This window comes from Achromobacter sp. UBA4530, assembly GCF_002388205.1.
Lineage (GTDB): Bacteria > Pseudomonadota > Gammaproteobacteria > Burkholderiales > Burkholderiaceae_B > Achromobacter > Achromobacter animicus.
In genome coordinates this window covers 1-25,447 of the sequence record NZ_DGMA01000011.1, presented here as the reverse complement: position 1 = coordinate 25,447, position 25,447 = coordinate 1, and the positions used below count along the sequence as shown (strand labels likewise).

Here is a 25,447-nt window from a genome sequence, read left to right as displayed (position 1 = left end):
CCGATGCAGCTATCCGACTCCCTGCAACTCGCCGCCGCCTGGTTCCGCGTGCTCAACGCTGAACAGCAAGCGCGCGTGGAGCGGGACCTTTCCGTGCAGCAGGTCGTTGCCGGATCGATCATAGAGCGCAAAGGCGAACTCGCCCAGGCTTGGATCGGCGTACTGGCGGGACTGGTGAAGGTGTCGGTGGGCAACTCGGAAGGCAAGGTTGCATCGCTGACGGGCGTGCCCGCCGGCGGCTGGATCGGCGAGGGCTCGCTGCTGAAACGCGAGGTCCGCAAGTACGACATCGTGGCGCTGCGCGATTCGGTGGTGGCGCGCCTGCCGGGCACGACGTTCGACTGGTTGCTGGATACCAGTATTCCGTTCAACCGGTACCTGCTGCATCAATTGAACGAGCGCGTGGCGCAGTTCATCGGCAAGGCGGAGTACGACCGTCTGCTCGATCCCGATGCGCGCGTGGCCCGCTGTCTGGCCGAGCTCTTCAACCCTTTGCTGTATCCGGGCATGGGGATGCGACTGACGATTACACAGGAAGAAGTCGGCTATCTGGCCCGGGTGTCACGTCAGCGTGCGAACCAGGCGCTGCGCAAGCTGGAGGAGGCGGGGCTGCTGAACGTGGAATACGGGGCGGTTCGGGTGCTGGACCTGGACGGGCTGAAGCAATACGGCTCGGACCGCGGCGCGGTGGAGGCGGAGCAGGCGGCGTAATCGTTATCAGGACTTAAAAAAAAGTGTTGACGATAAATCGCGCGCTATTTAATATCGCACCATGAAATCCAGAAACAAGACCAAAGCCGCATTCAACCCGCTGCTGCTGGACAGCCAGTTGTGCTTCGCCTTGTACTCGACCTCGCTGGCGATGAACAAGGTGTACCGCAAGCTGCTGAGCGGGCTGGACCTGACCTACCCGCAATACCTGGTGATGCTGGTGCTGTGGGAAGGCGACGAAATTACGGTGACGGATATCGGCAGCCGCCTGTTTCTGGATTCGGCCACGCTGACGCCGCTGCTTAAACGCCTGGAGGCCGCGGGACTGGTGACGCGCAAGCGCGCCGTGACCGACGAACGCCAGGTGATCGTGGGCCTGACGAAACAGGGCCGCGATCTGCGCGAAAAGGCCGAAGCGGTGCCGCACGCGGTTGGCGCGGCAGCGCAGTGTTCGCTGGACGAAGCGCAGGGCATGACGAAGATGCTGCACGCGCTGCGGGAGAAGCTGGCCGGAAGTCTTTGAGGTTGTGGGTGATAACTGTCATCATCCGGTTTTATAAATAGCGCACGATATTGTTGTTCACTATTTAAAGTCTTAAGCAAGTCGCAAGTTCATCGTTGACCGCCAACGGGAAGGGTCCCGCAAGGCAAGCAGTACAAACTTTCATTCAAAGGAACCACACCATGTCGATCGAAAAAGTCCTCTACCGCGCCAACGCCACCGCCACCGGAGGCCGTGAAGGCCGTGGCGTCAGCGACGACGGCAACCTTGACGTCAAGCTGACCACCCCCCGCGAACTGGGCGGCGCCGGCGCAGCAGGCACGAACCCCGAACAACTGTTCGCCGTCGGCTACTCGGCCTGCTTCCTGGGCGCGATGAAGTTCGTCGCGAACCGCGACAAGATCGCGATCCCGGCGGACGTGTCGGTGAACGGCATCGTCGGCATCGGCGCGATTCCGACGGGTTTCGGCATCGAAGCCGAACTGAAGATTTCGCTGCCGGGCTTGGACCGCGCAGAAGCCGAAAAGCTGGTCGCGGCCGCACACATCGTGTGCCCGTACTCGAACGCCACGCGCGGCAACATCGACGTGACGCTGACGATCGTTTGAGGGTGACGTCGCATCGAGAGTGATGCGACGTGAGCGTGGGCCTTGCAGGTGAAGACTGATTTGGTCGGTTGCCTGCGGAGGCCCATTTTCTTTTGGCGCGCCACGAAGCTCTTCGTAGGTCGCCCGATGCCGCGGTCACCGTGGGCACGATCGCCCACGATTGCGGTCCGGAGCCTTCGCTCCGGACTTCCCCTTCGTCATCTTCGTCCAGGCCTTCGGCCTTCCCTTCAGATTCCCTCGGGCGCATCGACGGCGCTCGCGCCCACGGTGACCGCGACGCCGTGCTGCCAGGGTCTTTGGTATGCAGCGCTACAAGACCTGTGGTCAGGGCAGGAGATCTGCGGGGCCGCCGAATTGCTGCCGCCCGGGCGGCGGCAATCGGCATCGGAGCTGTGGGTCGTCGTGGTGGTGTGCGCTTGCGCGCTTGCGGTGATCGGCTTGCGAATGACGCTCGTCAGTGGGGGAGAGCGGTGATGGGCGGCGCGGCGACGAGCAGCCACAACTTCCCGACCCGTACGCGCCGCCCATCGGGCATTGGGGTTCAAGTGACGATGAATGGTGGTTGCTTTTCTTCTGCCGGTGTCAGACACCGGAATCGGTCTTACGAATTTGCGGGTGTCAGACATCCGAATCGGTCTTACGCATTTGCGGGTGTCAGACACCCCACGTGCTTTCGGCAAAAACCCAACCACACCGCAGCCACACGCGAAGCGTCATCGCCACGACGCAAGACGCCGCGTAAGCCCCCGAAGGCCGCCCGCGCGGCCGCCGCGGGCGGGCCCCGCAAGATCTTTCTCTCTCCCCCCACCGTGGGCAAGAACCTAAAGAACCCAACTCGCCCCACCACCGGTAAAGCTGAATCAACTGGAGCCCGTCGCAGCGGGGGCCTGGGTGCGCGGGGCGTGTAGATGCGCCCGAGGGAATCTGAAGGGAGCCGAAGGCGGACGAAGATGACGAAGGGGCAGTCCGGAGCGAAGGCTCCGGACCGCAATCGTAGCCCCGCGCACCCAGGCCCCCGCTGCGGCGGGCGTCTCAAGAATCCGCCTCACCGCCAGCCGACCAATCGTCACCCCCTCAATGCCCCCCACCCAAATAAGCCGCCACCACAGCCGGATCATGCTTCAACTTCTCCGCACTCCCATGCACAGAAATCCGCCCGTTTTCCAGCACATACCCATAATCCGCAACGTTTAACGCTGCCGCCGCGAACTGCTCCACCAGCAGCATCGTCACGCCTTCCTCCTTGAGCCGCGCAATAATCCGGAACACCTCTTCAACCAGAATCGGCGCCAGTCCCATCGAAGGCTCGTCCAGCAGCACCAATTCCGGATTCAGCATCACCGCGCGCGCCATGGCCAGCATCTGCTGTTCACCGCCCGACAGCGTCCCAGCCAGCTGATCGCGCCGTTCCTTCAAACGCGGGAACAGATCCATCGCCCGCCCCAGATCAGCTTGAACGTCACCCTTAGGCCGGCTACCCGTCAGACGCGGAAACGCACCCAGCAGCAGGTTGTCAGTCACCGACAGCGTAGGAAACACCCGGCGCCCCTCCGGCGAATGCGCCAGCCCTAGCCGCGCGATGCGATGCGACTCCATCCCATCGATCCGCTTGCTACCCAGCGTGATCTCCCCCGCCGTCGGCCGGATCATCCCCGACAGGGCCCGCATCGTCGTCGTCTTCCCAGCCCCGTTCGAGCCGATCAACGTCACCACCTTGGCTTTCGGCACTTCCATGCTGATGCCGTGCAGCACCTTCACCTTTCCGTAGCCTGCTTCCAGATTCTTGATCGATAGCATCTTCTTGTCCCCTTGGCGTCAGGCGGGCGCGCCGCCCAGATACGCCTCGATCACCTTGGCGTTGCTTTGCACTTCATTAGGCAGGCCCTCGGCGATCTTCTGGCCGAAGTCCAGCACCGACACCGTGTCGCACACCCCCATCACGACGTCCATGTGGTGTTCGATGAGGATCAGCGTGATGCCGTGGTCACGCACCTTGCGGATGATCGCCAGCAGCTCCACGATGTCAGGCGCCGTCAGGCCTGCCGCCGGTTCGTCCAGCAGCAGCAGTTGCGGATCCAGCGCCAGTGCGCGGGCGATCTCCAGGAGGCGCTGCTTGCCATAGGGCAGGTTGCGCGCTTCTTCGCTGGCCAGCGATTCCAGGCCGACGAATTCCAGCAGCGCCATGGCCCGTGCCCGTGCGCCCTGTTCCTCGGTCTTCCATTTGGGGGTGCGCAGCGCAATGCCCGCCAGACCCGTCGTGAAGGTGTGATGCAGGCCCACCAGCACGTTCTCCAGCGCGGTCATTTCGCCGAAGAGTTGCACGTTCTGGAACGTGCGCGCGATGCCGGCTTCGGCGATGTCCGCGGGCGGGAGTCCGACGAGCGACTTGCCCCCGAACTCCACCGCGCCGGCCGTGGGCACGTAGATGCCGGTCAGCACGTTCATCATCGTGCTCTTGCCGGAACCGTTGGGTCCGATGAGCCCGTGGATGGTGCCGCGCTTGACGGTCAGGTCCACCTCGTTAAGCGCTTTCAGGCCGCCGAACTGCATCAGCACGTTCTTGGCTGCGAGCAGGGTCTCGCCCTTGCCCGCCACCGCGTCCGGCACGGCGTCCTGTTCCTTCACCAGGTCTTTCTTGACGGCCAGCGCCGCGCGGCGCGTCGAGAAGAACAGGTTGCGAACGAAGCCCACGATGCCGTCGGGCAGGTAGTACACGACGAACAGGATCATCGCGCCGAAGATGGTCAGGCGCCAGTCGGTGACGGCGTCCAGCCAGTACGAGAAGATGGCCAGCACGATCGTGCCGATTACCGGCACCGCGACCTTGCGCGGTTCGGTGCGGCCCTTGGAGATGGCCACGACGCTGCCTACCGTCACCAGGATCGCCACCGCCAGCGCGATCAGGCGGAAGGTGCCGATGTCGTCCAGCATCTTGGGCAGCAGCACGATGATCGAGGCGCCCAGCAGCGCGCCGGTGCGGCTCTTGCGGCCGCCCATGATGATGGCCAGCAGGAACAGGATCGTCAGTTCGAAGTTGTACGTGTTCGGCGAAATGTACTGTTCCGAATACGAGTACAGCGCGCCCGCCAGGCCGGCAAAGCCGGCGCTGATGACGAAGGCGATCACCTTGTGCCGGTACACCGACACGCCCATGCAGTCGGATGCGATGGGGCTGTCGCGCAAGGCTTCGAACGAGCGGCCCAGGTGCGACTTCAAGATCCGGTGCACCACGATCAGCGAGATCACCAGCAGCGCGGCGACCAGCCAGAAGTACTCGGCCTTGGTCAGCACGTGGCCGGCGATGGACGGCTTGGTGACCTTGATGCCCAGCGGGCCTTCGGTCAGGAAGGTCATCTCGTTGATCAGGATCTGGATGATCGTGCCGAAGGCCAGCGTCACCATCGCCAGATAGGGGCCGGTGACGCGCAGCGCCGGCAGCGCGAGCACTGCGCCAAAGGCGGCGGCGATGACGATGGCGGCGGGCAGCGTCAGCCAGATCGGAATCTGCAGGTGAAAGACCAGCACGCCGGCCACGTACGAGCCGATGCCGAAGAGACCCGCGTGGCCCAGCGACACCTGGCCGGTGTAGCCCACCACGATATCGAGCCCGAACAGCAGGATCGAATAGATCATGATGGTTTCAATCAGGTGCAGGTAATACGTGTTGGTCACGCCCAGCGGCACGGCGGCCAGGCAGGCCACGGCCACGATGGATAGGAGAAGATGCAGGGGTTTCATCGCTTACACCTTCTTGATCGCGGTCTTGCCGAACAGGCCGGCGGGCTTGAAGGTCAGAACGAGCAGCAGCAATACCAATCCCGGCACGTCTTTGTATCCCGTTGATAGATAGAAACCGGTGGTCGTTTCGGCGATCCCCAGGATCAGCCCGCCCACCACGACACCCATCCCGCTGGACAGGCCGCCAATGATCGCGACGGCAAATGCCTTCAGGCCCAGCACGGCGCCCATCGTGGCGCCCGTCAGCGTCAGCGGCGCGACCAGCACGCCGGCAAACGCCGCGGTCAGCGACGACAGCGCGTACGAGAACGTGATGACCATGCCGGTGTTGATGCCCATCAGGCCGGCCGCGTCGCGGTCGTTGGACGTGGCGACGAAGGCTTTGCCGTAGATGGATTTGCGGTTGAAGATTTCCACCAGAATCATCATGCCCAGCGCGCCGAACACCACCAGCAGCTCCATCGGCAGCACGTTGGCGCCCAGCACCTGAATCGGCGCCTCGGGCAGCGGCGAGGGAAAGCGCAGGTCGTCGCGGCCCCAGATGTTTTCGGCCACGTTCTTGAAGATGATGCCCAGCGCAATGGTGGCCATGATCCAGCCGAATTCCGATCGCGTCTTGATGGCGGGCCGCACGCCCACGCGTTCGACCAGCGCGCCCTGCGCGAAGCCGAAGATGCAGACGATGGGAATCATGACCCAGTAGTTCACGCCCAGTCCGACGAGCGTGAGGCCGACGAGCGCGCCCAGCATCAGGGCTTCGCCCTGGCCGAAGTTCAAGGTGCCCGATGTGGCGAAGGTGAGCTGGTAGCCGAACGCAATGACCGCATAGATCATGCCTAGCGCGATACCGCTATAGATGAGCTGTAGAAGAATCATGGTGTGTGTCTTGAGGCGCTGTGTTCCGTCCCAACCCCCTTGGGCAGAACGCTGTTTTCAGGCGGCTGCATGCCCCGCGCCCGAAGCTTCAGGCGCGGGCGGCGGCGGCCGGGCAGCCGCCGCCTTCCTGCTTGTCGGGATTTAGTTGGCCTTGATGACCCGGCCGCCCTTGACCTCGCCGATGACCACTTCCTTCGCGGTGATCGCGTCGTGGTTGTCGTGCGAGAAGGGCTTGTTGTAGGTCATCACCACGCCCTCGACCGGGGTCTGCAGGTTTTCCAGTGCTTCGCGCACCTTGGGACCGTCGGTCGAGTTCGCCTGCTTGATGGCCGCGGCCAAGAGGAAGATGGAGTCATAGCCCTGCGCCGCCGACACCGGCGAATCGATGCGGTTGTTCTTGGGCTTGAACTTGGCCAGGTAGGCGTCGATGAACGCCTTGCGCTTGGGCGTGTCCGGGTCCTGGATGAAGGTTTGCGGCATGCGCGCGCCTTCACCGTTGGCGCCGGAGTTGTCGATGTAGTTGGCCATGGACAGCGTCCAGCTGCCGATGATCGGCACCTTCCAGCCCAGCTTGGTCATGCCGTTGGCGACCTGGGCCAGCTCCGGGCCGATACCGTAGGTCAGCACGGCTTCGGCGCCCGCGGCCTTGGCCTTGAGCAGCTGGGCCGTCATGTCGACGTCCTTGATGTTGAACTTTTCGACGGCGACCGGCTTGATGCCCTTGGCGTCCAGGGCCTTTTCCAGGTCCTCGCGGCCGAGCTGGCCGTAGTTGGTGGAGTCGGCCAGGATCGCGACCTTCTTGAAGCCGCGGCGCGTGATCGCTTCTTCCACGATCATCGGGGCCTGGATGCTGTCGTGGGCCGCATTGCGGAACACGTAGTTGTCGGGGTATTCAGGCGCCTTGAACTGATGCGTGATCACGCTGCCGGTGGCCACGTTGTTGAACACCGGGATCTTGGCGTCCTGGTAGAAACGTTGGGAGGCCAATGCGACGCCGGTGTTGATATAGCCGACGGTGGCGGTCACCTGTTCCTTGTTGATCAGTTCCTGCGCGATCTGTACGCCGCGCTCGTTCTTGGCTTCGTCATCGCGTTCGACCGCGACGAGCTGGCGGCCCATCACGCCGCCGTTCTTGTTGATCTCTTCAATGGCAAGGCGAACGCCGTCGCGCATGCTGACGCCCATCGAGGACGATCCGCCCGTGTAGGGGCCGGCCACGCCGATCTTGATGGGGTCGGCGGCGTGGGACGCGGCCGATACGGCAAATGCAAGGGTTCCTGCAAGCAGCTTCAAACGAAAATCCATGGATGTCTCCGTTGTAATTGGGTGAACTGCGTGGAAAGCCGTGTGCCGGCGCCAATCGGCGGATGGTGTTTTGTTGGCGCGCTCCTTTGTTGCGTGTCGTGACTGTCTGCTTAATCGCTTACGCGAATCTGACCCGGCGGTGCTTTTCCGCGTAAATACCTAGTGCGGATGCAAGGTTCCTTTCAGCTTGCTGAATGCTGTGAGTGGAATGGGCGGTGAGATGGGCGTGCGTCGGTGTTGCGTTTGCAATGCGTCCGCTTCCGCTTGTCCACACAGCGTGTCTCCGGGACGGGCGCAGTCACGCTGGCCGCATCCTAGCGATCAGGGTGCGGCGTCGTGCGGAAATTCATTCCGCAGATAACTGGAAATTTATTCCTGACCGGCCTGCGGCCCGCATGGCCATTGGGCTGCGCGTTTGCAGACCTCGGCGAGCCATAGGGAAAACGCCTGGGCCGCGCCGCCCGGTGTGCGTGTGGCTTCGGTGCACAGGTAGTACTGCGACTCGCCGGGGATCTCCACATCCAGCACGCGAACGAGCTTGCCTTCGTCCAGCCACTCGGCGGCCAGCGATCGGCGAGTCAGCGCCACGCCCTGGCCGGCGCGCGCCGCAGCGAGCATCATGCCCAGGTCTACCAGCCACACGCCGCGCGACGGCTCGGGCCAGTCCAGGCCAGCCGCTGCCAGCCACGGACGCCAGGGTTCCATCGGGCAACGCAACAGGTCGGCGCGCGCCAGATCGGCGGGCCGCTTGAACGGGCCGCGCGCCGCTTGATAACTCGGTGCGCACACCGCGAACACCGTATCTTGCGTGAGCGGATGCGCATGAAGGCCGGGATATTTGCCGCTGCCAAAGCGGATCCAGACGTCGGCGTTGGGGGGCATGATGTCCAGATAGGGAATGGACAGCATGATTTCAAGTTCGACGCCGGGGTTTGCCGCCGTGAAACCGGGCAGGGCCGGAATCAGCACCTGCCGGGCGAATGTCGGCGTGGACACGACGCGCAGCGTTTCCAGCTTGGGTTCGTTGCGCTTGTGCAGCGAGGCGTCGGACAGCAGATCGAGCGCCGTGCGCACCTGTTCCAGGTACTCGCGTCCGGCGGCGCTCAGCGTCGCGCCGCGGCTGCTTCGAATGAACAGCGTGACGTCCAGCAGGGTTTCCAGCGAGGCGATGCGCTTGCCGATGGCGCTGGCGGTGACGAAGAGTTCTTCGCTCGCACGCTCGAAGGAACCCAGCCGCGCGGCCGCTTCGAACGCCTGGATGGCGGCAAGCGGCGGCAGGCGCACGTCTTTGGAAGGCGAAGGTCCACGCATGGCGCGTTGGCGGGCCGGCCCGGCGCCCGACAGAAAGTGGTGAGGCGCCAATTATAAAAGTGCCGGCGCGGGCACGCCGTGCCCGTACTGGCGCAGCACCTGGGCAATCTCCACCCGGTATCCGTCCAGCCATTGCGACTGCGCGGCCTTGGCCTGCTGATGCGCCGGATGCCGGATCAGCGCGTCCAACGCTTCAAGCGATTGCCAGTAATAGACATTGGCGAACAACCCGCGCGTGGTGTCTTCCCAGGATTCTTCCCCCAGGTAGCCCGGCATCGCGCGCGCCGCCTCTGCGATGCGCTGGTCGAGGCGGTGGAATGCATCGTCGAACTGCTTTATGGCGAAGATGAACGTGGAGGTGTACATGGCGAGGCTCAGACGCCCTTCAGCGCCAGGCTGATCGCCAAACCAGCCATGACCACGGCGATGATGCCGTCCAGCGCGCGCCAGGCCGACGCGCTGGCAAGGAAGGGTGCAAAGAGCCGCGATCCGATGCCCAGTACCGCCAGCCACAGCAGGCTGGCGGTGAAAGCGCCGGCGGCGAAGGCCATGCGGGCGTCTTCGAAGCCGTGCGCCAGCGAGCCGACCACCACCATGTCCAGCCAGAAGTGCGGGTTCAGCAGCGAGAAACCCAGCGCGCCCAGCATGGCGGCGCGGCGCGACGGCACCACGTCGCGGGCGGCGGCCAGACCCCCCGTGGCGGTCCAGGCGCGGCGCGCGGATTGCGCGGCGTACCAGGTCAGGAACGCCACACCGAACCACAGCACGGCGGTCGTCAGCCAGGGGAACCACGCGGTCAGCGCCTGCAGGCCGGACACGCTGGCAAAGATGAAGACCGCGTCGATCAGCGCGCAGATGGCGACGACGCTCAAGAGATGCGCGCGCATGAGGCCCTGGCGCAGGATGAACGCGCTTTGCGCGCCCACGACGGCGAACAGGCCTAGGCCCGTGGCCGTTCCGTTGGCCCAGGCGGTAAGGAAGGCGGGGGATGACAAGGTGGCAAACATGGAAAAAATACCTGTGACTGCAACGCCTGTGGCGGCGCTTTGATGGGTGGCCGAATGCTGAGAGCAATCGGCAATGCGCCATTTTCCCTTGCCATGTATATGAAATACAGCTAATTTTCCTTCACTATATTAAGTATTCCTAATCTCATGAAAATCGATCACGGCAACCTGCGCGCCCTGGCCGCGGTGGTGCGCGAAGGGAGTTTCGAGCGCGCGGCGCTGTCGCTCAGCGTCACGCCGTCGGCGGTGTCGCAACGGATCAAGGCGCTGGAAGACCGGATGGGCCGGCTGCTGGTCCAACGCACGGTGCCTGCCGCCGCCACGGCAGACGGACAGGTGCTGGTGCAACTGGCCGAGCAGACCGCCTTGCTGGAACACGACGCGCTGAACCGGCTGGGCGTCGCCGACGACGACGTGCCCCACGCCAGCATCCCCATCGCGGTCAACCACGACAGCCTGGAAACCTGGTTCGTTGACGCCGCCCTCCAGTTCGCGGCGCGCACCCGCGCCACGCTGGACATGCTGTCCGAAGACCAGGATCACACGGCCGCGCTGCTGCGCAACGGCTCCGTGCTGGGCGCCGTGACCACGCTGGCCGATCCGGTGCAGGGCTGCCGCATCCACGCGTTGGGCAGCATGCGCTACGTGGCCACCTGCACGCCGGACTTCCACAAGCGCTACTTCGCCTCGGGCGTCAACGCGCAGACGCTGGCTCAGGCGCCCGTTCTGGTCTTCAACCGCAAGGACGCGCTGCAGGCGCGCTTTGCGCACAAGATCGCCGACCCCGCGCCGTGGGAGCCGCCGGTCTGGTGGGTGCCGTCCACGCGCGCCTTCGTGCAGGCCACGCTGGGCGGATTGGGCTGGACCATGAACCCGCTGCCGCTCGTGCAGGAACATCTTGATGCCGGTCAACTCGTTCTGCTGCGCGGCCGGGCGTGGGAGGACGTGCCGCTCTACTGGCAGCATTGGCGGGTAAACTCCGAGGCCATGGAAGCCTTGACCGACTCGGTGCTGTCAGCCGCCCGCAGCCTGGTCAGGCGCCGCTAACGTCTCAGGAGGACACCCATGAACATCCGCAAGTTTGCCGTTGTTGCCGCGATCGGCCTGTGCACCGCCGGTTCGGCGTGGGCCAAGGACTACAAGGTCGGCCAGGTCGAAGTCGACGATCTCTGGGTCCGCGCCTCGGCGCCCGGACAGGCCAACGGTGCGGGGTACATGGATATCGACAACGATGCCAAGGCGCCGGACCGTCTGCTGTCGGTCTCGTCGGATGCCGCCGAACGCGTCGAACTGCACACCGTGCAGACCGAAAACGGCGTCTCCAAGATGCGTCAGGTCGAAAGCGGCATCGCGCTGCCCGCCGACACCGAGGTCAAGCTCAGCCCGGGCGGCTATCACGTCATGTTCATCAAGCTGAAGGCGCCGTTCAAGGATGGCGCCACCGTGCCCGCCACGCTCAAGTTTGAAAAGGCAGGCGAAGTGGCGGTGGAATTCAAGGTCAAGCCGGCTTCGCATAATCCCGGCATGAGCCACGATCACGGCGCGATGAAGCACTGATCTTTGCGCCACCCCGCCAGGCTGCGCGCTTTTTAAAGGCGCAGGCGCGGGCCAATCCGCGGCCCCATTCGCGGCCCGCCATCGCCGCAATGCAAAAGGCCGACTCATCCGAGTCGGCCTTTTGCATGCCGGGCCCGCGCGTTGTCGCGCGCGCTTCAGCGGGCGGCGATCAATACAGCCCTTGCTGACGCATGGCGTCTGCGACCTTGACGAAGCCGGCAATGTTGGCGCCGTCCAGGTAGTTCACGTACTCGCGCTCCGAATGGCCGTGGCGCACGCAGTTTTCGTGGATGTCGCGCATGATGGCATGCAGGCGGGTGTCCACTTCCTCGCGGGTCCACGACAGGCGGGCCGAGTTCTGGGCCATTTCCAGGCCCGACACGGCGACGCCGCCGGCGTTGCTGGCCTTGCCCGGCGCGTACAGCACGCGCGCGGCGATGAAGGCCTTGGCGGCGTCCAGCGTGGCGGGCATGTTGGCGCCTTCGGCAACCGCCAGCACGCCGTTCTTGATCAGCGTCTGGGCGTCCGACAGCTCCAGCTCATTCTGAGTGGCGCAGGGCAGGGCGACGTCGACGGGCACGTGCCACGGGCGCTTGCCGGCTTCGTACTGCAGGCCGAACTGGCGGGCGTAGGTGTCCAGGCGGCCGCGCAGGTCGTTCTTGATGTGCATCAGCGCCACGAGCTTCTCGTGGTTGAAGCCGGCTTCATCGACCACGGTGCCGTTCGAATCCGACACGGTGATGACGCGCGCGCCCAGCGCCATGGCCTTCTCGATGGCGTACTGCGCCACGTTGCCCGAGCCCGACACGGACACGCGCATGCCGTCGAAGGACTTGCCGACGCGCTTGAGCATTTCTTCGGCGAAGTAGACGGTGCCGTAGCCGGTGGCTTCGGGGCGGATCAGGCTGCCGCCGAAGGTCAGGCCCTTGCCGGTGAAGACGCTGGCGGTCGAGTTGGACAGCTTTTTCATCATGCCGGCCATGAAGCCGACTTCACGCGCGCCCACGCCGATATCGCCGGCGGGCACGTCGGTGTCCGGACCCAGGTGGCGATACAACTCGATCATCAGCGCCTGGCAGAAGCGCATGACTTCGGCGTCGGACTTGCCCTTGGGATCGAAGTCGGAACCGCCCTTGCCGCCGCCCATGGGCAGCGTGGTCAGCGAGTTCTTCAGGGTCTGTTCGAAGGCGAGGAACTTCAGGATCGACAGGTTCACCGACGGGTGAAAGCGCATGCCGCCCTTAAAAGGCCCGATTGCGGAGCTGTGCTGGATGCGGAAGCCGCGGTTGACCTGGGCGCGGCCCTGATCGTCGGTCCAGCAGATGCGGAACTGGATGACGCGTTCCGGTTCGACCAGGCGTTCCAGCAGAGCGTGCTCGGCGTAGTGGGGATGCTTCTCGACGAAGGGCCACAAGCTGAGCATCACCTCCTGGACGGCTTGCATGAATTCGGGCTGCTGCGGGTCGCGCGCGGCGACGCCACGCAGGAAGTCGTCCAGACTCTGCACTTTCACCATGATCTCCTCGGGGGTGCTTCGAATAGGTGCGGAAATTGCGCCAAATTGGGGCGCGATCAGTTTGTTTTGGTGCATGACTGCACCTGTATGGTGCGGGGATTGTAGGGGCAAAATGTTGCCCTGCGCAAAGCGAAAAACTGCGCCATCACCTTGATAACAAACAGATTTTTCCAGACGATAAACGGGGACGTATAAAAGCGGAGTGTTGATCGCCTGTGGATGGAAACCGGGCTGATCAAACGGGGGAGCTTGAAAATTCAGGGATTTTTGAAGTGTCCCCGTTTAATTTCGCCGATGCGGCATAGGGCAGGGCGCCTTCTGATACGCCGCTGCGGGGCATCCGGCAGCGTCGCAAAGACGCCGCCGCCCGCTTGGCGCCCTTAATGCGTCCCTATATTTATTTTGAGAAAAATCACGCGCGCAAAGTGAAGTCGTAATCGACCGTCAACGGCGCGTGATCCGAGAAGCGTTCGTCCTTGTAGATGGCGACGCTGCGCGCCTTGGCCGCGATGCCGGGGGTCGCGATCTGGTAGTCGATGCGCCACCCGACGTTCTTGGCCCAGGCCTGGCCGCGATTGCTCCACCAGGTGTACTGGTCGGGGCGGTCGTCGATGGTGCGGAATACGTCCACAAAGCCGCGCTTGTCGAAGACGTCCGTCAGCCACGCGCGCTCTTCGGGCAGAAAGCCCGAATTCTTCATGTTGCCCTTCCAGTTCTTCAGGTCGATTTCCTTGTGCGCGATGTTCCAGTCGCCGCAAATGACGAATTCACGGCCGGTCGTCTTGTGCTCGTGCATCAGGGCATCGATCCACGGGCCGAAACTGTCCAGGAAGCGATACTTCGCCTGCTGGCGTTCGTCGCCACTGGAGCCGGAAGGCAGGTAGGCGCTGATGACCGACAGATCCTTCCAGTCGGCGCGGATGATGCGGCCTTCGCTATCGAACTCTTCACAATCAAAGCCGTTGTTCACGCGCTCGGCGGCATCTCGCAGGTAGATGCCCACGCCGCTGTAGCCCTTTTTCACGGCGTGGTGGAAGTGGCCGGTGTAGCCGGGCGGATGGCGCAGTTCGTCGGTCAGGTCCTCGTGGGATACCTTGATTTCCTGCAGGCACAGCACGTCGGCGGCGTGCTTTTCCATCCACGGTTGCAGGCCCTTTTTGAAGGCGGACCGGATGCCATTGAGGTTGATCGACGTGATGCGCAGCAAAGCGAAACTCCTGTAATGCGGCCGCAGGGGGGGCGGACAATGCCAGGAATTTAACCGACTCCGCCGCGGCCACCTGGAACAGCCCCGACAGCGGATAAAATGCGGGGTCTGCCACCTACCGGATCACCCTGCATGCCCGCCGCCCCGTCCTCCGTCACCGCCCTGGATTTCGTCCGTTTCGCCTTGAACGAGGGCGTTCTGCGCTTTGGCAGCTTCAAGGTCAAGTCGGGCCGCATCAGCCCCTATTTCTTCAACGCAGGCCTGTTCAACAATGGCCGCTCGGTCGGCAAGCTGGCGCAGTTCTACGCACAGGCGCTGCTGGATTCCGGCGTCGAATTCGACATGCTGTTCGGCCCCGCGTACAAGGGCATCCCGCTGTCCACCGCCACCGCCGTGGCGCTGGCCGGCCACCCGGACATGCAGGGCCGCAGCGACGTGCCGTTCGCCTACAACCGCAAGGAAGCCAAGGATCACGGCGAAGGCGGCACGCTGGTTGGCGCTCCGCTCAAAGGCAAGGTCGTCATCATTGACGACGTCATCACGGCCGGCACGTCGGTGCGCGAGTCCGTGGAAATCATCCGCGCCGCCGGCGCCGAACCGGCCGCCGTGCTGATCGCGATGGACCGCATGGAGCGCGCCGGCCCGGACGACGCCCTGTCGCCGCATTCGGCCGTGCAGGACGTGGCCAAGACCTACGGCATCCCCGTGGTGGCGATTGCCTCGCTGACCGACATCCTGGCCCTGCTGCAGGATGATGCGTCGTTTGCGGAGAACCGGGATGCCGTGCTGGCGTATCGGACGAAGTACGGGGTGAAGTAAGGGTCTCGTTGCTGAAAGCAATGACAAAGGGCGGCCATGGGCCGCCCTTTGTCATTGCAAAGATGCAATTGCCAAAACGTCATTGCCACAGATAGGGCGCAACGGGTTCGGCGACGCCGTGCGGTTGCCCGAACACGGTGACGCCGCTGGCCCGCGCCGCGTCCGCCAGCTTGCGGTCAAAGGTGGCCAGGCACGCGCGCTACCGCAGCGAGAGTTCGAGATAACTGGCGTCGTAGGCAGTCAACCCATGGGCGCGGGCAAGCTGGCAGGTGCGCGCGATGCTGGAAGCCGCATCGTCGTTGTCGGCGGCGATGGGCAGGTTGTCGAGAAGCTGATTGAACGCAGCGACCTGGGCCCGCGAAATGCGCTGGCTGCGCTCTGCACGCAGAACGCCATTGGCAACTTCCACGCGCCAGATGTGAGGCACGGTGTTTTGCGAGCCGTGCGCGACGTCGAGCAGATGCTGGGCAAGCAGCGATTCGTGGACATCTACGCGGTACAGCAGCCAGGCAAGGGCGACCGATGCGTCCGGCACCAGACGGATGGTGTTCATTCTCGGCCTTCTTCAATCCAGGCGCGGATGATGTCGTGCGAGACCGGGGCCGCCGTGTGCAGGCGCTTCATGGCTTCCAGGGCATCGTGCGCGTTCAGCGAGGTGTCGGGCAGGACGGGCGTCAGCCTTGCGCGGCGAACGCCGTCGACAGAGATGATGAAGTGCTGCCCTTGGTGGAGGGCCTGCAGGTAATCGGTGAATCGGTGCAGCAAGTCGTTGCTGCTGACCTCGGTGTAGTTCATGGCCAAGCCTCCGGCGAAATCGACCAGATCATTCTTGGCCAAACAAAAGGCCGCGGCAATATGCCGCGGCCCCTGATTCAGTCTGATATTGCGCCGGTCCCCGCGTGGGGATCCGGCCGACCATCAACTATCCAGCTTCTGCTTCAGCAGATCATTCACCTGCTGCGGGTTGGCCTTGCCGCGGGCAGCCTTCATGATCTGGCCGACCAGGGAGTTGAACGCCTTCTGCTTGCCGGCGCGGTACTCCTCGACGATGGCCGGGTTGGCGGCCAGCACCTCGTCGATCATCGCGCCGATGGCGCCCGTGTCGCTGATCTGCTTCAGGCCGCGCGATTCGATGATGGCGTCGGCATCGCCGCCGTTTTCGCCAGCCCACATGGCGCCGAAGACTTCGCGGGCGATCTTGTTGGAGATCGTGCCGTCGATGATGCGGCTGATCAGGGCCGCCAGCGCCGGCGCCGCGACGGGCGATTCGGCGATGGTCTTTTCTTCCTTGTTGAGCACGGCGGCGACTTCGCCCATGACCCAGTTGGACGCGAGCTTGGCCTGGCCTGCCGGCAGCGCGTTGGCGACCGCCTGGAAGTAGGCGGCCAGATCGCGGCTGATGGTCAGTTGCGCGGCGTCGTACGCGGGCAGACCGTATTCCGTTTCGAAGCGGGCTCGCTGGGCGGCCGGCAGTTCCGGCATGGCGGCGCGGACCTCGTCCACCCACGCGCTGGAGATCACCAGCGTGGGCAGATCGGGATCGGGGAAGTAGCGGTAGTCGTGCGCGTCTTCCTTGCTGCGCATGCTGCGCGTCTCGTCGCGGTCGGCGTCGTACAGGCGCGTTTCCTGGACGACGGTGCCTCCGTCCTCGATCAGCTCGATCTGGCGGCGCGCTTCATAGGTGATGGCGCGTTCCAGGAAGCGGAACGAGTTGACGTTCTTGATCTCGGTGCGGGTGCCGAATTCTTTCTGGCCCACCGGGCGGACCGACACGTTGGCATCGCAGCGGAAGGAGCCTTCCTGCATGTTGCCGTCGCAAATGCCGAGCCACACGACCAGGCTGTGCAGCGCGCGCGCGTAGGCCACGGCCTCGGCGGCAGAGCGCATTTCGGGTTCGGTCACGATTTCCAGCAGCGGGGTGCCGGCGCGGTTCAGGTCGATGCCGCTGGCCGGGCTGCCATTGCCCAGGTTGAAGTCGTCGTGCAGGGACTTGCCGGCGTCTTCTTCAAGGTGGGCGCGCGTCAGGTTGACGGTCTTTTCTTCTTCGCCGACGAAGAACGACAGCGAGCCGCCCACCACCACCGGCAGCTCGTACTGGCTGATCTGGTAGCCCTTGGGCAGGTCAGGGTAGAAGTAATTCTTGCGCGCAAAAACCGAGCGCGGGGCGATCTTGGCGCCCACGGCCAGGCCGAAGCGGATGGCGCGTTCGGCCGCGCCGCGGTTCATGACCGGCAGGCTGCCCGGCAGGGCCAGGTCAACCTCGTTCGCCTGCGTGTTGGGCGCGGCGCCGAATTGCGTGCTGCTGCCCGAAAAGATCTTGGAGTCCGTGGAAAGCTGCGTGTGCGTTTCCAGGCCGATGACGATTTCCCAGTTCATGTTCTCAGCCTTGCTGGACAGGGGCACGCTGATGCCAGTCCGTCACGTGTTGGTAGCGGTCGGCGATGGCCAGCAGGCGGCCTTCGTCGAAGTAGTTGCCGATGATCTGCAGGCCGATGGGGCGATTTTGGTTCTCGCCGCCGAAGCCGCAGGGGATCGACATGGCGGGCAGGCCCGCCAGGCTGACGCCCAGCGTGTAGACGTCGGCCAGCCAGTCGGCGGTCGGGTCGTCGCGGTTGTCGCCGATGTTCTTGGCGACCGACGGCGTCACCGGTCCCATGATGACGTCGCACTGATCGGCATAGGCGCGCTGGAAGTCCTGCGCGATCAGGCGGCGCAGGCGCTGCGCCTGCAGGTAGTAGGCGTCGTAATAGCCGTGGGACAGCACGTAGGTGCCGATCAGGATGCGGCGCTTGACCTCGTCGCCGAAGCCTTCGGCGCGCGAGCGGCTGATCATCTCGTTCAGGTCGCCATACTGCTTGGCGCGGTGGCCGTAGCGCACGCCGTCGTAGCGGGCCAGATTGCTGGACGCTTCGGCGGGGGCGATGACGTAATACGCCGGAATGGCCAGCTCGGTGCGCGGCAGCGAGACGGGCACGCGCACGGCGCCCAGCGCCTCGAATTGCTCAAGCGCGGCCTGCACGGCGGCGGCCACATCGGGGGCCAGGCCAGCGCCGAAATACTCTTCGGGCACACCGATGCGCAGGCCTTTGAGCGGCTGGCTGCCGGCGGCGTCGAAATGGGCCTGCGCGGCGTCGAAGTCGCGGCGCACGCGGCCGGGTTCGTTGACCGCGCCATCGCATTTTTCGAGGCTGGTGGCGTCGCGCGGATCGAAGCCGCTGATGACATCCAGGATTTCAAGCAGGTCGCGGCTGCTGGGGGCCAGCGGGCCGGCCTGGTCCAGGCTGGAGCCGAAGGCCACCATGCCGTAACGCGACACGGTGCCGTAAGTGGGCTTGATGCCGCTGACGCCGCACAGCGCGGCGGGTTGGCGGACCGAGCCACCGGTGTCGGTGCCGGTGGCGGCGGCGACCAGGCGGGCGGCCACGGCGGCGGCCGAACCGCCCGACGAGCCGCCGGGTACGGCAACGTGATCCCAGGGGTTCTTCACGGCGCCGTATGCCGAGTTCTCGTTGCCCGAGCCCATGGCGAATTCGTCGCAGTTCAGCTTGCCCAGCGACACCGCGCCGGCCGCGCCCAGGCGTTCCACGACGGTCGCGTCGAACGGGCTGACGTAACCGTCGAGCATCTTGCTGCCCGCGGTAGTGCGCCAGCCGCGCGTCACGAACGCGTCCTTGTGGGCGATCGGGATGCCGGCCAGCGGACCCGCGGTGCCGGCTGCCAGTGCAGCGTCGGCCGCGCGGGCCTGGGCCAGCGTCAATTCGGCGTCAATATGTAAAAAGGAATTCAGGCCGCTGGCCGCTTCGGCGGCCGACAGGGCGCTTTGCGCCAGGTCTACCGCGCTGACTTCGCGTTGCGCGAGGGCCGCGCGCAACGCGGCGATCCCCTCGAATTGGGTATGCAGGGCAGGTTTCGTCATGACTTAATCCAGGACCTTGGGAACCAGGAACAGGCCGTCCTGGGCATCGGGCGCGTTGGCCAGCAGTTCCTGGCGGCGGGCTTCCGATCCGGCTTCGGTCACGGCGTCTTCACGCAGGCGCAATACGATGTCCTCGTGCGCGGACAGGGGATGAGCCAGGGGTTCGACGCCTTGGGTGTCGACGGACTGAAGCCGTTCGATCAGGTGGAGGATGCCGTTGAGTTCGGCCTGCGCGACGGTGCGCTGGTCGGGGGTCAGTTCGATTCTGGCCAGCCGGGCAATGCGGGCCACATCTTTGTCGTTGAGCGCCATGGGGGATTGCAAAAATCGGTAAGCGAAGGCCGCGGGGCGGGAGTGGGCAGTATGCATACGCCAAACCCGTTACAAAGCTTGAATAGCCTGCATTTATGCGCTATTTCCGGGGAAATTATAAGTTATGATTCACGGTTTAATCGCCGTGATGACAGGCGGACCCGTTGTTTCACGGGCCAAACGCCCCGCGGCTTGACCCCAATTCCCCCCAGAATTTAGCTGAGCTCCCATGTTCGGATTCCTGCGCAGTTATTTTTCCAGCGATATGGCGATTGACCTAGGTACCGCCAATACGCTGATTTACGTCCGCGGCAAGGGCATCGTTCTCGATGAGCCTTCCGTGGTCGCAATCCGTCATGAAGGCGGCCCCCACGGCAAGAAGATCATTCAGGCCGTCGGGCACGAAGCCAAGCAGATGCTCGGTCGCGTTCCCGGCAACATCGAGGCCATTCGGCCCATGAAAGACGGCGTGATTGCCGACTTCACGGTCACCGAACAGATGCTCAAGCAGTTCATCCGCATGGTGCACCCCCGCAACATGCTGGCGCCCAGCCCGCGGATCATCGTCTGCGTGCCCTGCGGCTCCACCCAGGTTGAACGCCGCGCCATCCGTGAATCGGCGCTCGGCGCCGGCGCTTCCCACGTGTTCCTGATCGAAGAACCCATGGCCGCCGCCATCGGCGCCGGCTTGGCCGTGTCCGACGCCAGCGGCTCGATGGTCGTCGACATCGGCGGCGGCACCACTGAAGTGGCCGTCATCTCGCTGGGCGGCATGGTCTACAAGGGTTCCGTGCGCGTCGGCGGCGACAAGTTCGACGAAGCCATCGTCAACTACATCCGCCGCAACTACGGCATGCTGATCGGCGAACCCACGGCCGAACTGATCAAGAAGGAAATCGGCTCCGCATTCCCGGGTTCCGAAGTCCGCGAAATCGAAGTCAAGGGCCGCAATCTGGCCGAAGGCGTGCCGCGCAGCTTCACAGTCTCGTCCAACGAGATCCTCGAATCGCTGACCGATCCGCTCAACCAGATCGTTTCCGCCGTCAAGATCGCGCTCGAACAGACGCCGCCCGAACTGGGCGCCGACATCACCGACAAGGGCATCGCCCTGACTGGTGGCGGCGCGCTCCTGCGTGACCTGGACCGCCTGCTGCAAGAAGAAACCGGCCTGCCGGTCGTGGTGGCCGACGATCCCCTGACCTGCGTCGTGCGCGGTTGCGGCGAGGCGCTGGAACACCTTGAGAAACTGGGCGCCATCTTCATCAACGACTAATATTGCCCGCCAGCCCGGAGCCCCGCTTTTTTCTGGCTCCGGCCGCTGCGGGGGCCTCGGACGCGGGCGCCCGGGCTGAGATTCATGCAACGACAAGGGACTCCCCCCCTATTCAGGCGCGGCCCACCGGCAGAGGTGCGGCTGGTCGTTCTGGTCGTCCTTGCTCTGGCCCTGATCGTCATGGATTCCCAATGGCGCATGCTGGAACCGGCGCGCCGCGCGATTGCCGTAGGGCTTTATCCGTTCCAGCGTGCCGTCATGGCGCCGCGCGATCTCGTCCAGCAAGTCAACGAATGGGTTAACGCGGCCAACCTCATCCGCAGCGAAAACGAAGCCTTGCAGCGTCAGCGCATCGAACTCGCCCAGGTCGCATCCCACGCGGCGCAGCTTGCCGCCGAAAACTCCCAGCTTCGCCGCCTGCTTGGCGTGACCGACACCGTGGCGCAGTCCGCAGTGGTTGTTGAAGTCATGTACGAACCCACCAACGCGTTCACGCAGCGCCTGGTCTTCAACAAGGGCAGCAAGGCTGGCTTGGCGCCCGGCATGCCCGTCATCGACGAAGGCGGTGTGGTTGGCCAGATCGTTCGCGTGACGCCCATGACCGCCGAGGCGGCGCTCGTCACCGACGAGCAGGTTTCCATCCCCGTGCAACTCCTGCGCAACGGACTTCGTCTGATTGCGTTCGGCGGCAACTCGCCCGGCAAGATGGAAGTGCGTTACCTGGCGGCCAATGCCGACATCAAGGAAGGCGATACTATTGTCACCAGCGGCGTCGGCGGCCTCTTTCCCGCCGGCCTGCCCGTGGCCAAGGTGACCTCGGTGGAACGCGATACCGCCTCAGGTTTCGCGCGCGCCGTATGTGAACCGCTGGCCCATCCCGAACGCTATCGCCATTTCCTGGTTCTGCAGGTGGATGTGGATCGCGCCGAGTCCAACCGTCAGGAGGTCGATTCCGGTGGATCGGACTAACCAACACGCTGCGGGGCAGTCCCCGCGCCGCCTTGGCACGCCCAGCAACGTGCATCCCGACCGGCTGTCGGGTCCCGCGCATGCCTTTTTCGTGTGGGGCACCGTCCTGCTCGCCTGGCTGGTGTCGCTGCTGCCGTGGCGTCTGTGGCAGGGCGCGCCCGACGTGCTGCTGCTCATCATCGCTTTCTGGTGCGTGCACGAGCCGCGCCGCGTGGGTCTGTTCACGGCTTTCTTCTTCGGCGTGCTGATGGACGTGCACGACGCCGGCCTCTTGGGTGAGCACGCGCTGTCGTACACGCTCGTCGCCTACGGCGCGGTGGTCCTGCATCGCCGGCTGCAACGGTTCGACCTCTGGAGCCAGGCGATGCACATGCTGCCTGTGTTCTTCATTGCGCGCTTCGTCACCCAGATCATCCACGCGTGGCTGGCCGGAAAATGGCCGGGCTGGGACTGGGGCATCAGCGTGCTGCTGACGGCTGCGTTGTGGCCGCTGGCGGGTTGGGTGCTGCACCTGCCGCAACGCGGTGTCGACGACGCCGAATCCTCATCCGCCTGACGGCGGCGTTGCGTCATGTTTGAATTCAAGAAAACCGGCCAGCAGCAGAAGCAGCGCTTTCGCCTGCGCGCCTGGGTGGGCGGCGCCTTCGCCCTGGTCTGCTTCGGCGTGCTGGTCGGCCGTTTCTGGTATCTGCAGGTCGACCGCTACGAAGGCTTGTCCGAACGCGCCGACCGCAACCGCATCGCGGTCGTGCCGATTCCGCCGCGGCGCGGCGAGATCCTGGACCGCAACGGCGAAGTCCTGGCCCGCAACTACCGCACCTACACGCTCGAAGTCGTGCCGGCCCACGCGGGCAACATGAACGAACTCTTCGAGCGCCTGACCGAAGTCGTCTACATCAGCCCGTCCGACCAGCGCCGCTTCAAGCGCCGCGCGGCCGAATCCAGCCGCTACGCCAGCCTGCAACTGCGCAACAACCTGAACGAAACCGAAGCCGCGTGGTTTGCCGCGCACGCCTTCCAGTTCCCCGGTGTCGAACTGCGCGCCCGCTGGGTGCGCGAGTACCCGCAGGGCGTGTCGGCCGCGCACGTGGTCGGCTACATTGGCCGCATCGCCGACAACGACATCGAAGAGCTGGACCGTGCCGGGCAGCTCGGCAACTACCGCGGCACCGAGGTCATCGGCAAGAAGGGCATCGAAAAGACCTGGGAAGAGCAGCTGCACGGCCGCACGGGCCTCGAAGAAGTCGAGGTCACCGCCGGCGGCCGGCCCATGCGCACGCTGCGCCGCATCGATCCGGTGCCGGGCTCGGACATCATGCTGTCCATCGACATGGGCCTGCAGAAGGTGGCCGAAGAGGCCTTCGAGGGCCAGCGCGGCGCCCTCGTCGCCATCGACCCGGACACGGGCGAGGTCCTGGCGTTCGTGTCGCAGCCGTCGTTCGACCCGAACCTGTTCGTGGATGGCATCGACGTCGACAACTGGCGCATGCTGAACGAATCGCCGGACCACCCGCTGATCAACCGTCCCCTGTACGGCACGTATCCCATCGGCTCCACCTACAAGCCTTTCGTGGCGCTGGCCGCGCTGGAACTGGGCAAACGCCGCGCGACCGACCGAATTTCGGACCCGGGGTATTACGAATTCGGCGGACAGAAGTTCCGCAACGCGGGCGGCGCGGCCTACGGCATGACGGACATGCACAAGGCCATCGTCGTGTCGTCCGACACCTATTTCTATTCGCTCGGCCCTGAAATCGGCGTGAACGCCCTGCACGATTTCACCAAGCAGTTCGGGTTCGGCCAGATCACCGGCATCGACCTGGAAGGCGAGAAGCGCGGCGTGCTGCCGTCCACCGACTGGAAGCGCTCGGCCTACAAGGACAAGGAGCGCCAGCGCTGGTACGCGGGCGAAACGATTTCCGTGGCGGTGGGTCAGGGCTACAACGCCTTTACGCTGCTGCAACTGGCGCAGGGCACGTCCACGCTGGCCAACAACGGCCTGTACCGCCGCCCGCACCTGGTGCACGCGGTGCGCGATTCGCGCTCGGGCGTGGCCAAGCCCACCGAGGCGCCGCCGGACTACCGCATACCGCTCAAGCAGGCCAACGTGGACGTCATCAAGAACGCCATGGCCGACGTGGTGCGCGCCGGCACGGCGCGGCGCGCGTTCGCCAACACGCCGTACCAGGCGGCCGGCAAGACTGGCACGGCGCAGGTGTTCAGTCTGCGAGGCGGCCACTACCGGGCCAGCGCGATCGACGAACGCCTGCGCGATCACGCGCTGTTCATGGGCTTCGCGCCGCTCGAGCAACCGCGCATCGCCGTGGCGCTGATCGTCGAGAACGCCGGCTGGGGCGCCAGCGTGGCGGCCCCGGTCGCGCGCAAGGTCTTCGATTACTGGCTGGCCAAGGATCGCCAGGACAAGATCGCGCGTCCCCAACCCGCCGACACCATGGCGACCGTCGATGACATCGCCTCCGACCTGGTGCGCCAACAATGAAACGTCTTGGCCTGATTCTGCTGCGCGTGTTCACGGCCTTCGACTGGCCGCTGCTCGCGATCCTGATGATGTTCGCGGCGCTGGGCCTGACGGTGATGCACTCGGCCGTCGGTGGCACGGATTGGCGCTTCGCGGAACAGTCGCGCAACTTCATCATCGCGTTCTTCGCGATGTGGACAATGGCGCTGATTCCGCCAAAGCTGCTAATGAAACTGGCGTTGCCGTTCTATGTGGTGGGCGTGGTGCTGCTGCTGGGCGTCGAGTTCTTCGGCGAAACCAGCAAGGGCGCAACCCGCTGGCTGAACCTGGGCGTCACCCGCATCCAGCCGTCCGAGATGATGAAGATCGCGGTGCCGATGATGCTGGCCTGGTATTTCCAGCGCCACGAAGGCGCGGTCCGCGTGCGCGACTTCCTCGCCGCCGCCGCGATGCTGGCCGCACCTTTTGGCCTGATCGTGCTGCAGCCCGACCTGGGCACGGCGCTGCTGGTGTTCGGCGCGGGCTTTTTCGTGATCTATTTCGCGGGACTGTCGTTCAAACTGCTGGTGCCGGTCATGCTGGCCGGCGTCATTGCCATCGGCACACTGGTCTATTACGAAGATCAGCTCTGCGAGCCGGATGTGGACTGGGTGGTGCTGCATGAGTACCAGAAGCACCGGGTCTGCACACTGCTCAATCCCAGCTCCGATCCGCTGGGCAAGGGCTTTCACACGATCCAGTCAATGATCGCAGTGGGCTCGGGCGGCGTGTACGGCAAGGGCTACATGAAGGGAACGCAGACGCACCTGGACTTCATTCCGGAACGCACGACAGACTTCATCTTTGCCGTGTACGCCGAGGAATTCGGCTTGTACGGCGGCATTGCAATCCTGGTTTTGTACGGCCTGATGATGGCGCGCGGCCTGACGATCGCATCCCGGGCTGCGTCGCAATTCGGCCGGCTGCTGGCGGGGGCGCTGACGATGATGCTGTTCATCTACGTGTTCGTGAACGTAGGCATGGTGACGGGGATATTGCCCGTGGTGGGGGTGCCGTTGCCGTTCATGAGTTATGGGGGGACGGCGTTGTTCACGATGGGGATTGCGTTTGGGATCATGATGAGTATTAGTCGGCATCGGTCTGTGAAGACTTGATGGTGGTTTGCTGGTCTCGATGGTTTGTCGCGGCTTTTGCTGTCTGGACGTGGCTTAGTTCTTATCTCCTGCATTCGTTGACTCTTGTTGCCTGGGCTTCGAAGGTCGGTGAATTTGGCGCCGCGAAGTTCTTCGTAGGTCGCCCGACGCCGCGGTCACCGTGGGTGCGATCGCCCACGATTGCGGT

The 25,447-nt window shown here is 64.5% G+C and carries 25 protein-coding genes; 11 read left to right on the top strand and 14 right to left on the bottom strand.

Annotated features, from left to right (window positions below; translation table 11 throughout):
• Nucleotides 1-3: 3 nt before the first annotated feature.
• The 3 genes from B2W22_RS11965 to B2W22_RS11955 all read left to right on the top strand — a co-directional run bounded on the left by B2W22_RS11965 (nt 4) and on the right by B2W22_RS11955 (nt 1,821).
• On the top strand, nt 4-711 hold the full coding sequence (locus B2W22_RS11965; RefSeq protein ID WP_175124978.1) for a Crp/Fnr family transcriptional regulator: 708 nt from the start codon (nt 4-6) through the stop codon (nt 709-711).
• Nucleotides 712-772: 61 nt separating this feature from the next.
• Nucleotides 773-1,234 (top strand): MarR family winged helix-turn-helix transcriptional regulator, encoded by a 462-nt coding sequence (locus B2W22_RS11960; protein ID WP_175124979.1) that lies wholly within the window; start codon nt 773-775, stop codon nt 1,232-1,234.
• 161 nt (nt 1,235-1,395) lie between these two features.
• On the top strand, nt 1,396-1,821 hold the full coding sequence (locus B2W22_RS11955) for an organic hydroperoxide resistance protein (RefSeq protein WP_056560358.1): 426 nt from the start codon (nt 1,396-1,398) through the stop codon (nt 1,819-1,821).
• Nucleotides 1,822-2,895: 1,074 nt separating this feature from the next.
• On the opposite strand, the gene B2W22_RS11950 is transcribed toward B2W22_RS11955, so the two are convergent.
• The 7 genes from B2W22_RS11950 to B2W22_RS11920 form a co-directional block, all read right to left on the bottom strand.
• Nucleotides 2,896-3,618, bottom strand: coding sequence for an ABC transporter ATP-binding protein (locus B2W22_RS11950; protein ID WP_056560356.1), 723 nt, complete (start codon nt 3,616-3,618; stop codon nt 2,896-2,898).
• Between the two features lie 18 nt (nt 3,619-3,636).
• A complete protein-coding gene (locus B2W22_RS11945) occupies nt 3,637-5,559 on the bottom strand; it encodes a branched-chain amino acid ABC transporter ATP-binding protein/permease (protein ID WP_175139640.1) in 1,923 nt (640 codons plus the stop codon).
• Nucleotides 5,560-5,562: 3 nt separating this feature from the next.
• The gene (locus tag B2W22_RS11940; RefSeq protein ID WP_006216335.1) at nt 5,563-6,435 is read right to left on the bottom strand and encodes a branched-chain amino acid ABC transporter permease; all 873 of its coding nucleotides are present in this window, start codon (nt 6,433-6,435) and stop codon (nt 5,563-5,565) included.
• 141 nt (nt 6,436-6,576) lie between these two features.
• Nucleotides 6,577-7,740, bottom strand: a complete 1,164-nt coding sequence (locus B2W22_RS11935) for an ABC transporter substrate-binding protein (RefSeq protein ID WP_175124981.1) — start codon at nt 7,738-7,740, stop codon at nt 6,577-6,579.
• Between the two features lie 369 nt (nt 7,741-8,109).
• Nucleotides 8,110-9,051, bottom strand: coding sequence for a LysR substrate-binding domain-containing protein (locus B2W22_RS11930; protein WP_286937814.1), 942 nt, complete (start codon nt 9,049-9,051; stop codon nt 8,110-8,112).
• 51 nt (nt 9,052-9,102) lie between these two features.
• On the bottom strand, nt 9,103-9,417 hold the full coding sequence (locus tag B2W22_RS11925; protein ID WP_175124983.1) for an antibiotic biosynthesis monooxygenase family protein: 315 nt from the start codon (nt 9,415-9,417) through the stop codon (nt 9,103-9,105).
• 8 nt (nt 9,418-9,425) lie between these two features.
• Nucleotides 9,426-10,058: a LysE/ArgO family amino acid transporter gene (locus tag B2W22_RS11920; protein ID WP_286937812.1), complete on the bottom strand. Its 633-nt coding sequence runs from the start codon at nt 10,056-10,058 to the stop codon at nt 9,426-9,428.
• Nucleotides 10,059-10,205: 147 nt separating this feature from the next.
• Here B2W22_RS11920 and B2W22_RS11915 point away from each other — a divergent pair, with 147 nt between their 5' ends.
• Nucleotides 10,206-11,105, top strand: a complete 900-nt coding sequence (locus tag B2W22_RS11915) for a LysR family transcriptional regulator ArgP (RefSeq protein WP_056560345.1) — start codon at nt 10,206-10,208, stop codon at nt 11,103-11,105.
• 18 nt (nt 11,106-11,123) lie between these two features.
• Nucleotides 11,124-11,615 (top strand): copper chaperone PCu(A)C, encoded by a 492-nt coding sequence (locus tag B2W22_RS11910; RefSeq protein WP_286937811.1) that lies wholly within the window; start codon nt 11,124-11,126, stop codon nt 11,613-11,615.
• Between the two features lie 169 nt (nt 11,616-11,784).
• On the opposite strand, the gene gdhA is transcribed toward B2W22_RS11910, so the two are convergent.
• Together gdhA and B2W22_RS11900 are read right to left on the bottom strand one after the other, a co-directional pair.
• Nucleotides 11,785-13,131 carry an NADP-specific glutamate dehydrogenase gene (gene gdhA, locus B2W22_RS11905; protein ID WP_105241110.1) on the bottom strand — a complete coding sequence of 449 codons (1,347 nt, stop codon included), beginning with the start codon at nt 13,129-13,131 and terminating at the stop codon, nt 11,785-11,787.
• Between the two features lie 412 nt (nt 13,132-13,543).
• Entirely contained in the window at nt 13,544-14,338 is a 795-nt protein-coding gene (locus B2W22_RS11900) for an exodeoxyribonuclease III (protein ID WP_175124986.1), read from the bottom strand.
• Between the two features lie 132 nt (nt 14,339-14,470).
• Here B2W22_RS11900 and pyrE point away from each other — a divergent pair, with 132 nt between their 5' ends.
• Nucleotides 14,471-15,157 carry an orotate phosphoribosyltransferase gene (pyrE, locus tag B2W22_RS11895; protein ID WP_175124987.1) on the top strand — a complete coding sequence of 229 codons (687 nt, stop codon included), beginning with the start codon at nt 14,471-14,473 and terminating at the stop codon, nt 15,155-15,157.
• Between the two features lie 199 nt (nt 15,158-15,356).
• Here the strand turns inward: pyrE and B2W22_RS11890 are convergent, their stop codons facing one another.
• The 5 genes from B2W22_RS11890 to gatC form a co-directional block, all read right to left on the bottom strand.
• The gene (locus tag B2W22_RS11890) at nt 15,357-15,710 is read right to left on the bottom strand and encodes a type II toxin-antitoxin system VapC family toxin (protein WP_286937809.1); all 354 of its coding nucleotides are present in this window, start codon (nt 15,708-15,710) and stop codon (nt 15,357-15,359) included.
• A complete protein-coding gene (locus B2W22_RS11885; protein WP_286937807.1) occupies nt 15,707-15,952 on the bottom strand; it encodes a hypothetical protein in 246 nt (81 codons plus the stop codon). Before B2W22_RS11885 ends, B2W22_RS11890 begins: the two co-directional genes overlap by 4 nt.
• A gap of 123 nt (nt 15,953-16,075) precedes the next feature.
• A complete protein-coding gene (gatB, locus tag B2W22_RS11880; RefSeq protein ID WP_191578460.1) occupies nt 16,076-17,533 on the bottom strand; it encodes an Asp-tRNA(Asn)/Glu-tRNA(Gln) amidotransferase subunit GatB in 1,458 nt (485 codons plus the stop codon).
• Nucleotides 17,534-17,537: 4 nt separating this feature from the next.
• Nucleotides 17,538-19,073: an Asp-tRNA(Asn)/Glu-tRNA(Gln) amidotransferase subunit GatA gene (gene gatA, locus B2W22_RS11875; protein ID WP_175186159.1), complete on the bottom strand. Its 1,536-nt coding sequence runs from the start codon at nt 19,071-19,073 to the stop codon at nt 17,538-17,540.
• A 3-nt stretch (nt 19,074-19,076) separates the two neighbouring features.
• Nucleotides 19,077-19,385 carry an Asp-tRNA(Asn)/Glu-tRNA(Gln) amidotransferase subunit GatC gene (gene gatC, locus B2W22_RS11870; RefSeq protein WP_175124992.1) on the bottom strand — a complete coding sequence of 103 codons (309 nt, stop codon included), beginning with the start codon at nt 19,383-19,385 and terminating at the stop codon, nt 19,077-19,079.
• A 229-nt stretch (nt 19,386-19,614) separates the two neighbouring features.
• On the opposite strand from gatC, the gene B2W22_RS11865 reads away from it, so the two are divergent.
• The 5 genes from B2W22_RS11865 to rodA all read left to right on the top strand — a co-directional run bounded on the left by B2W22_RS11865 (nt 19,615) and on the right by rodA (nt 25,260).
• Nucleotides 19,615-20,658, top strand: coding sequence for a rod shape-determining protein (locus B2W22_RS11865; protein WP_006216320.1), 1,044 nt, complete (start codon nt 19,615-19,617; stop codon nt 20,656-20,658).
• 84 nt (nt 20,659-20,742) lie between these two features.
• Nucleotides 20,743-21,627 carry a rod shape-determining protein MreC gene (gene mreC, locus B2W22_RS11860; protein ID WP_056560320.1) on the top strand — a complete coding sequence of 295 codons (885 nt, stop codon included), beginning with the start codon at nt 20,743-20,745 and terminating at the stop codon, nt 21,625-21,627.
• A 49-nt stretch (nt 21,628-21,676) separates the two neighbouring features.
• The gene (gene mreD / locus B2W22_RS11855; protein ID WP_175125001.1) at nt 21,677-22,183 is read left to right on the top strand and encodes a rod shape-determining protein MreD; all 507 of its coding nucleotides are present in this window, start codon (nt 21,677-21,679) and stop codon (nt 22,181-22,183) included.
• A 15-nt stretch (nt 22,184-22,198) separates the two neighbouring features.
• Complete coding sequence (gene mrdA, locus B2W22_RS11850; protein ID WP_286937805.1) at nt 22,199-24,127, top strand: penicillin-binding protein 2; 1,929 nt, start codon at nt 22,199-22,201, stop codon at nt 24,125-24,127.
• Nucleotides 24,124-25,260, top strand: a complete 1,137-nt coding sequence (gene rodA, locus B2W22_RS11845) for a rod shape-determining protein RodA (RefSeq protein WP_056560313.1) — start codon at nt 24,124-24,126, stop codon at nt 25,258-25,260. The genes mrdA and rodA overlap by 4 nt, the downstream gene beginning before the upstream one ends.
• Nucleotides 25,261-25,447 lie beyond the last annotated feature (187 nt).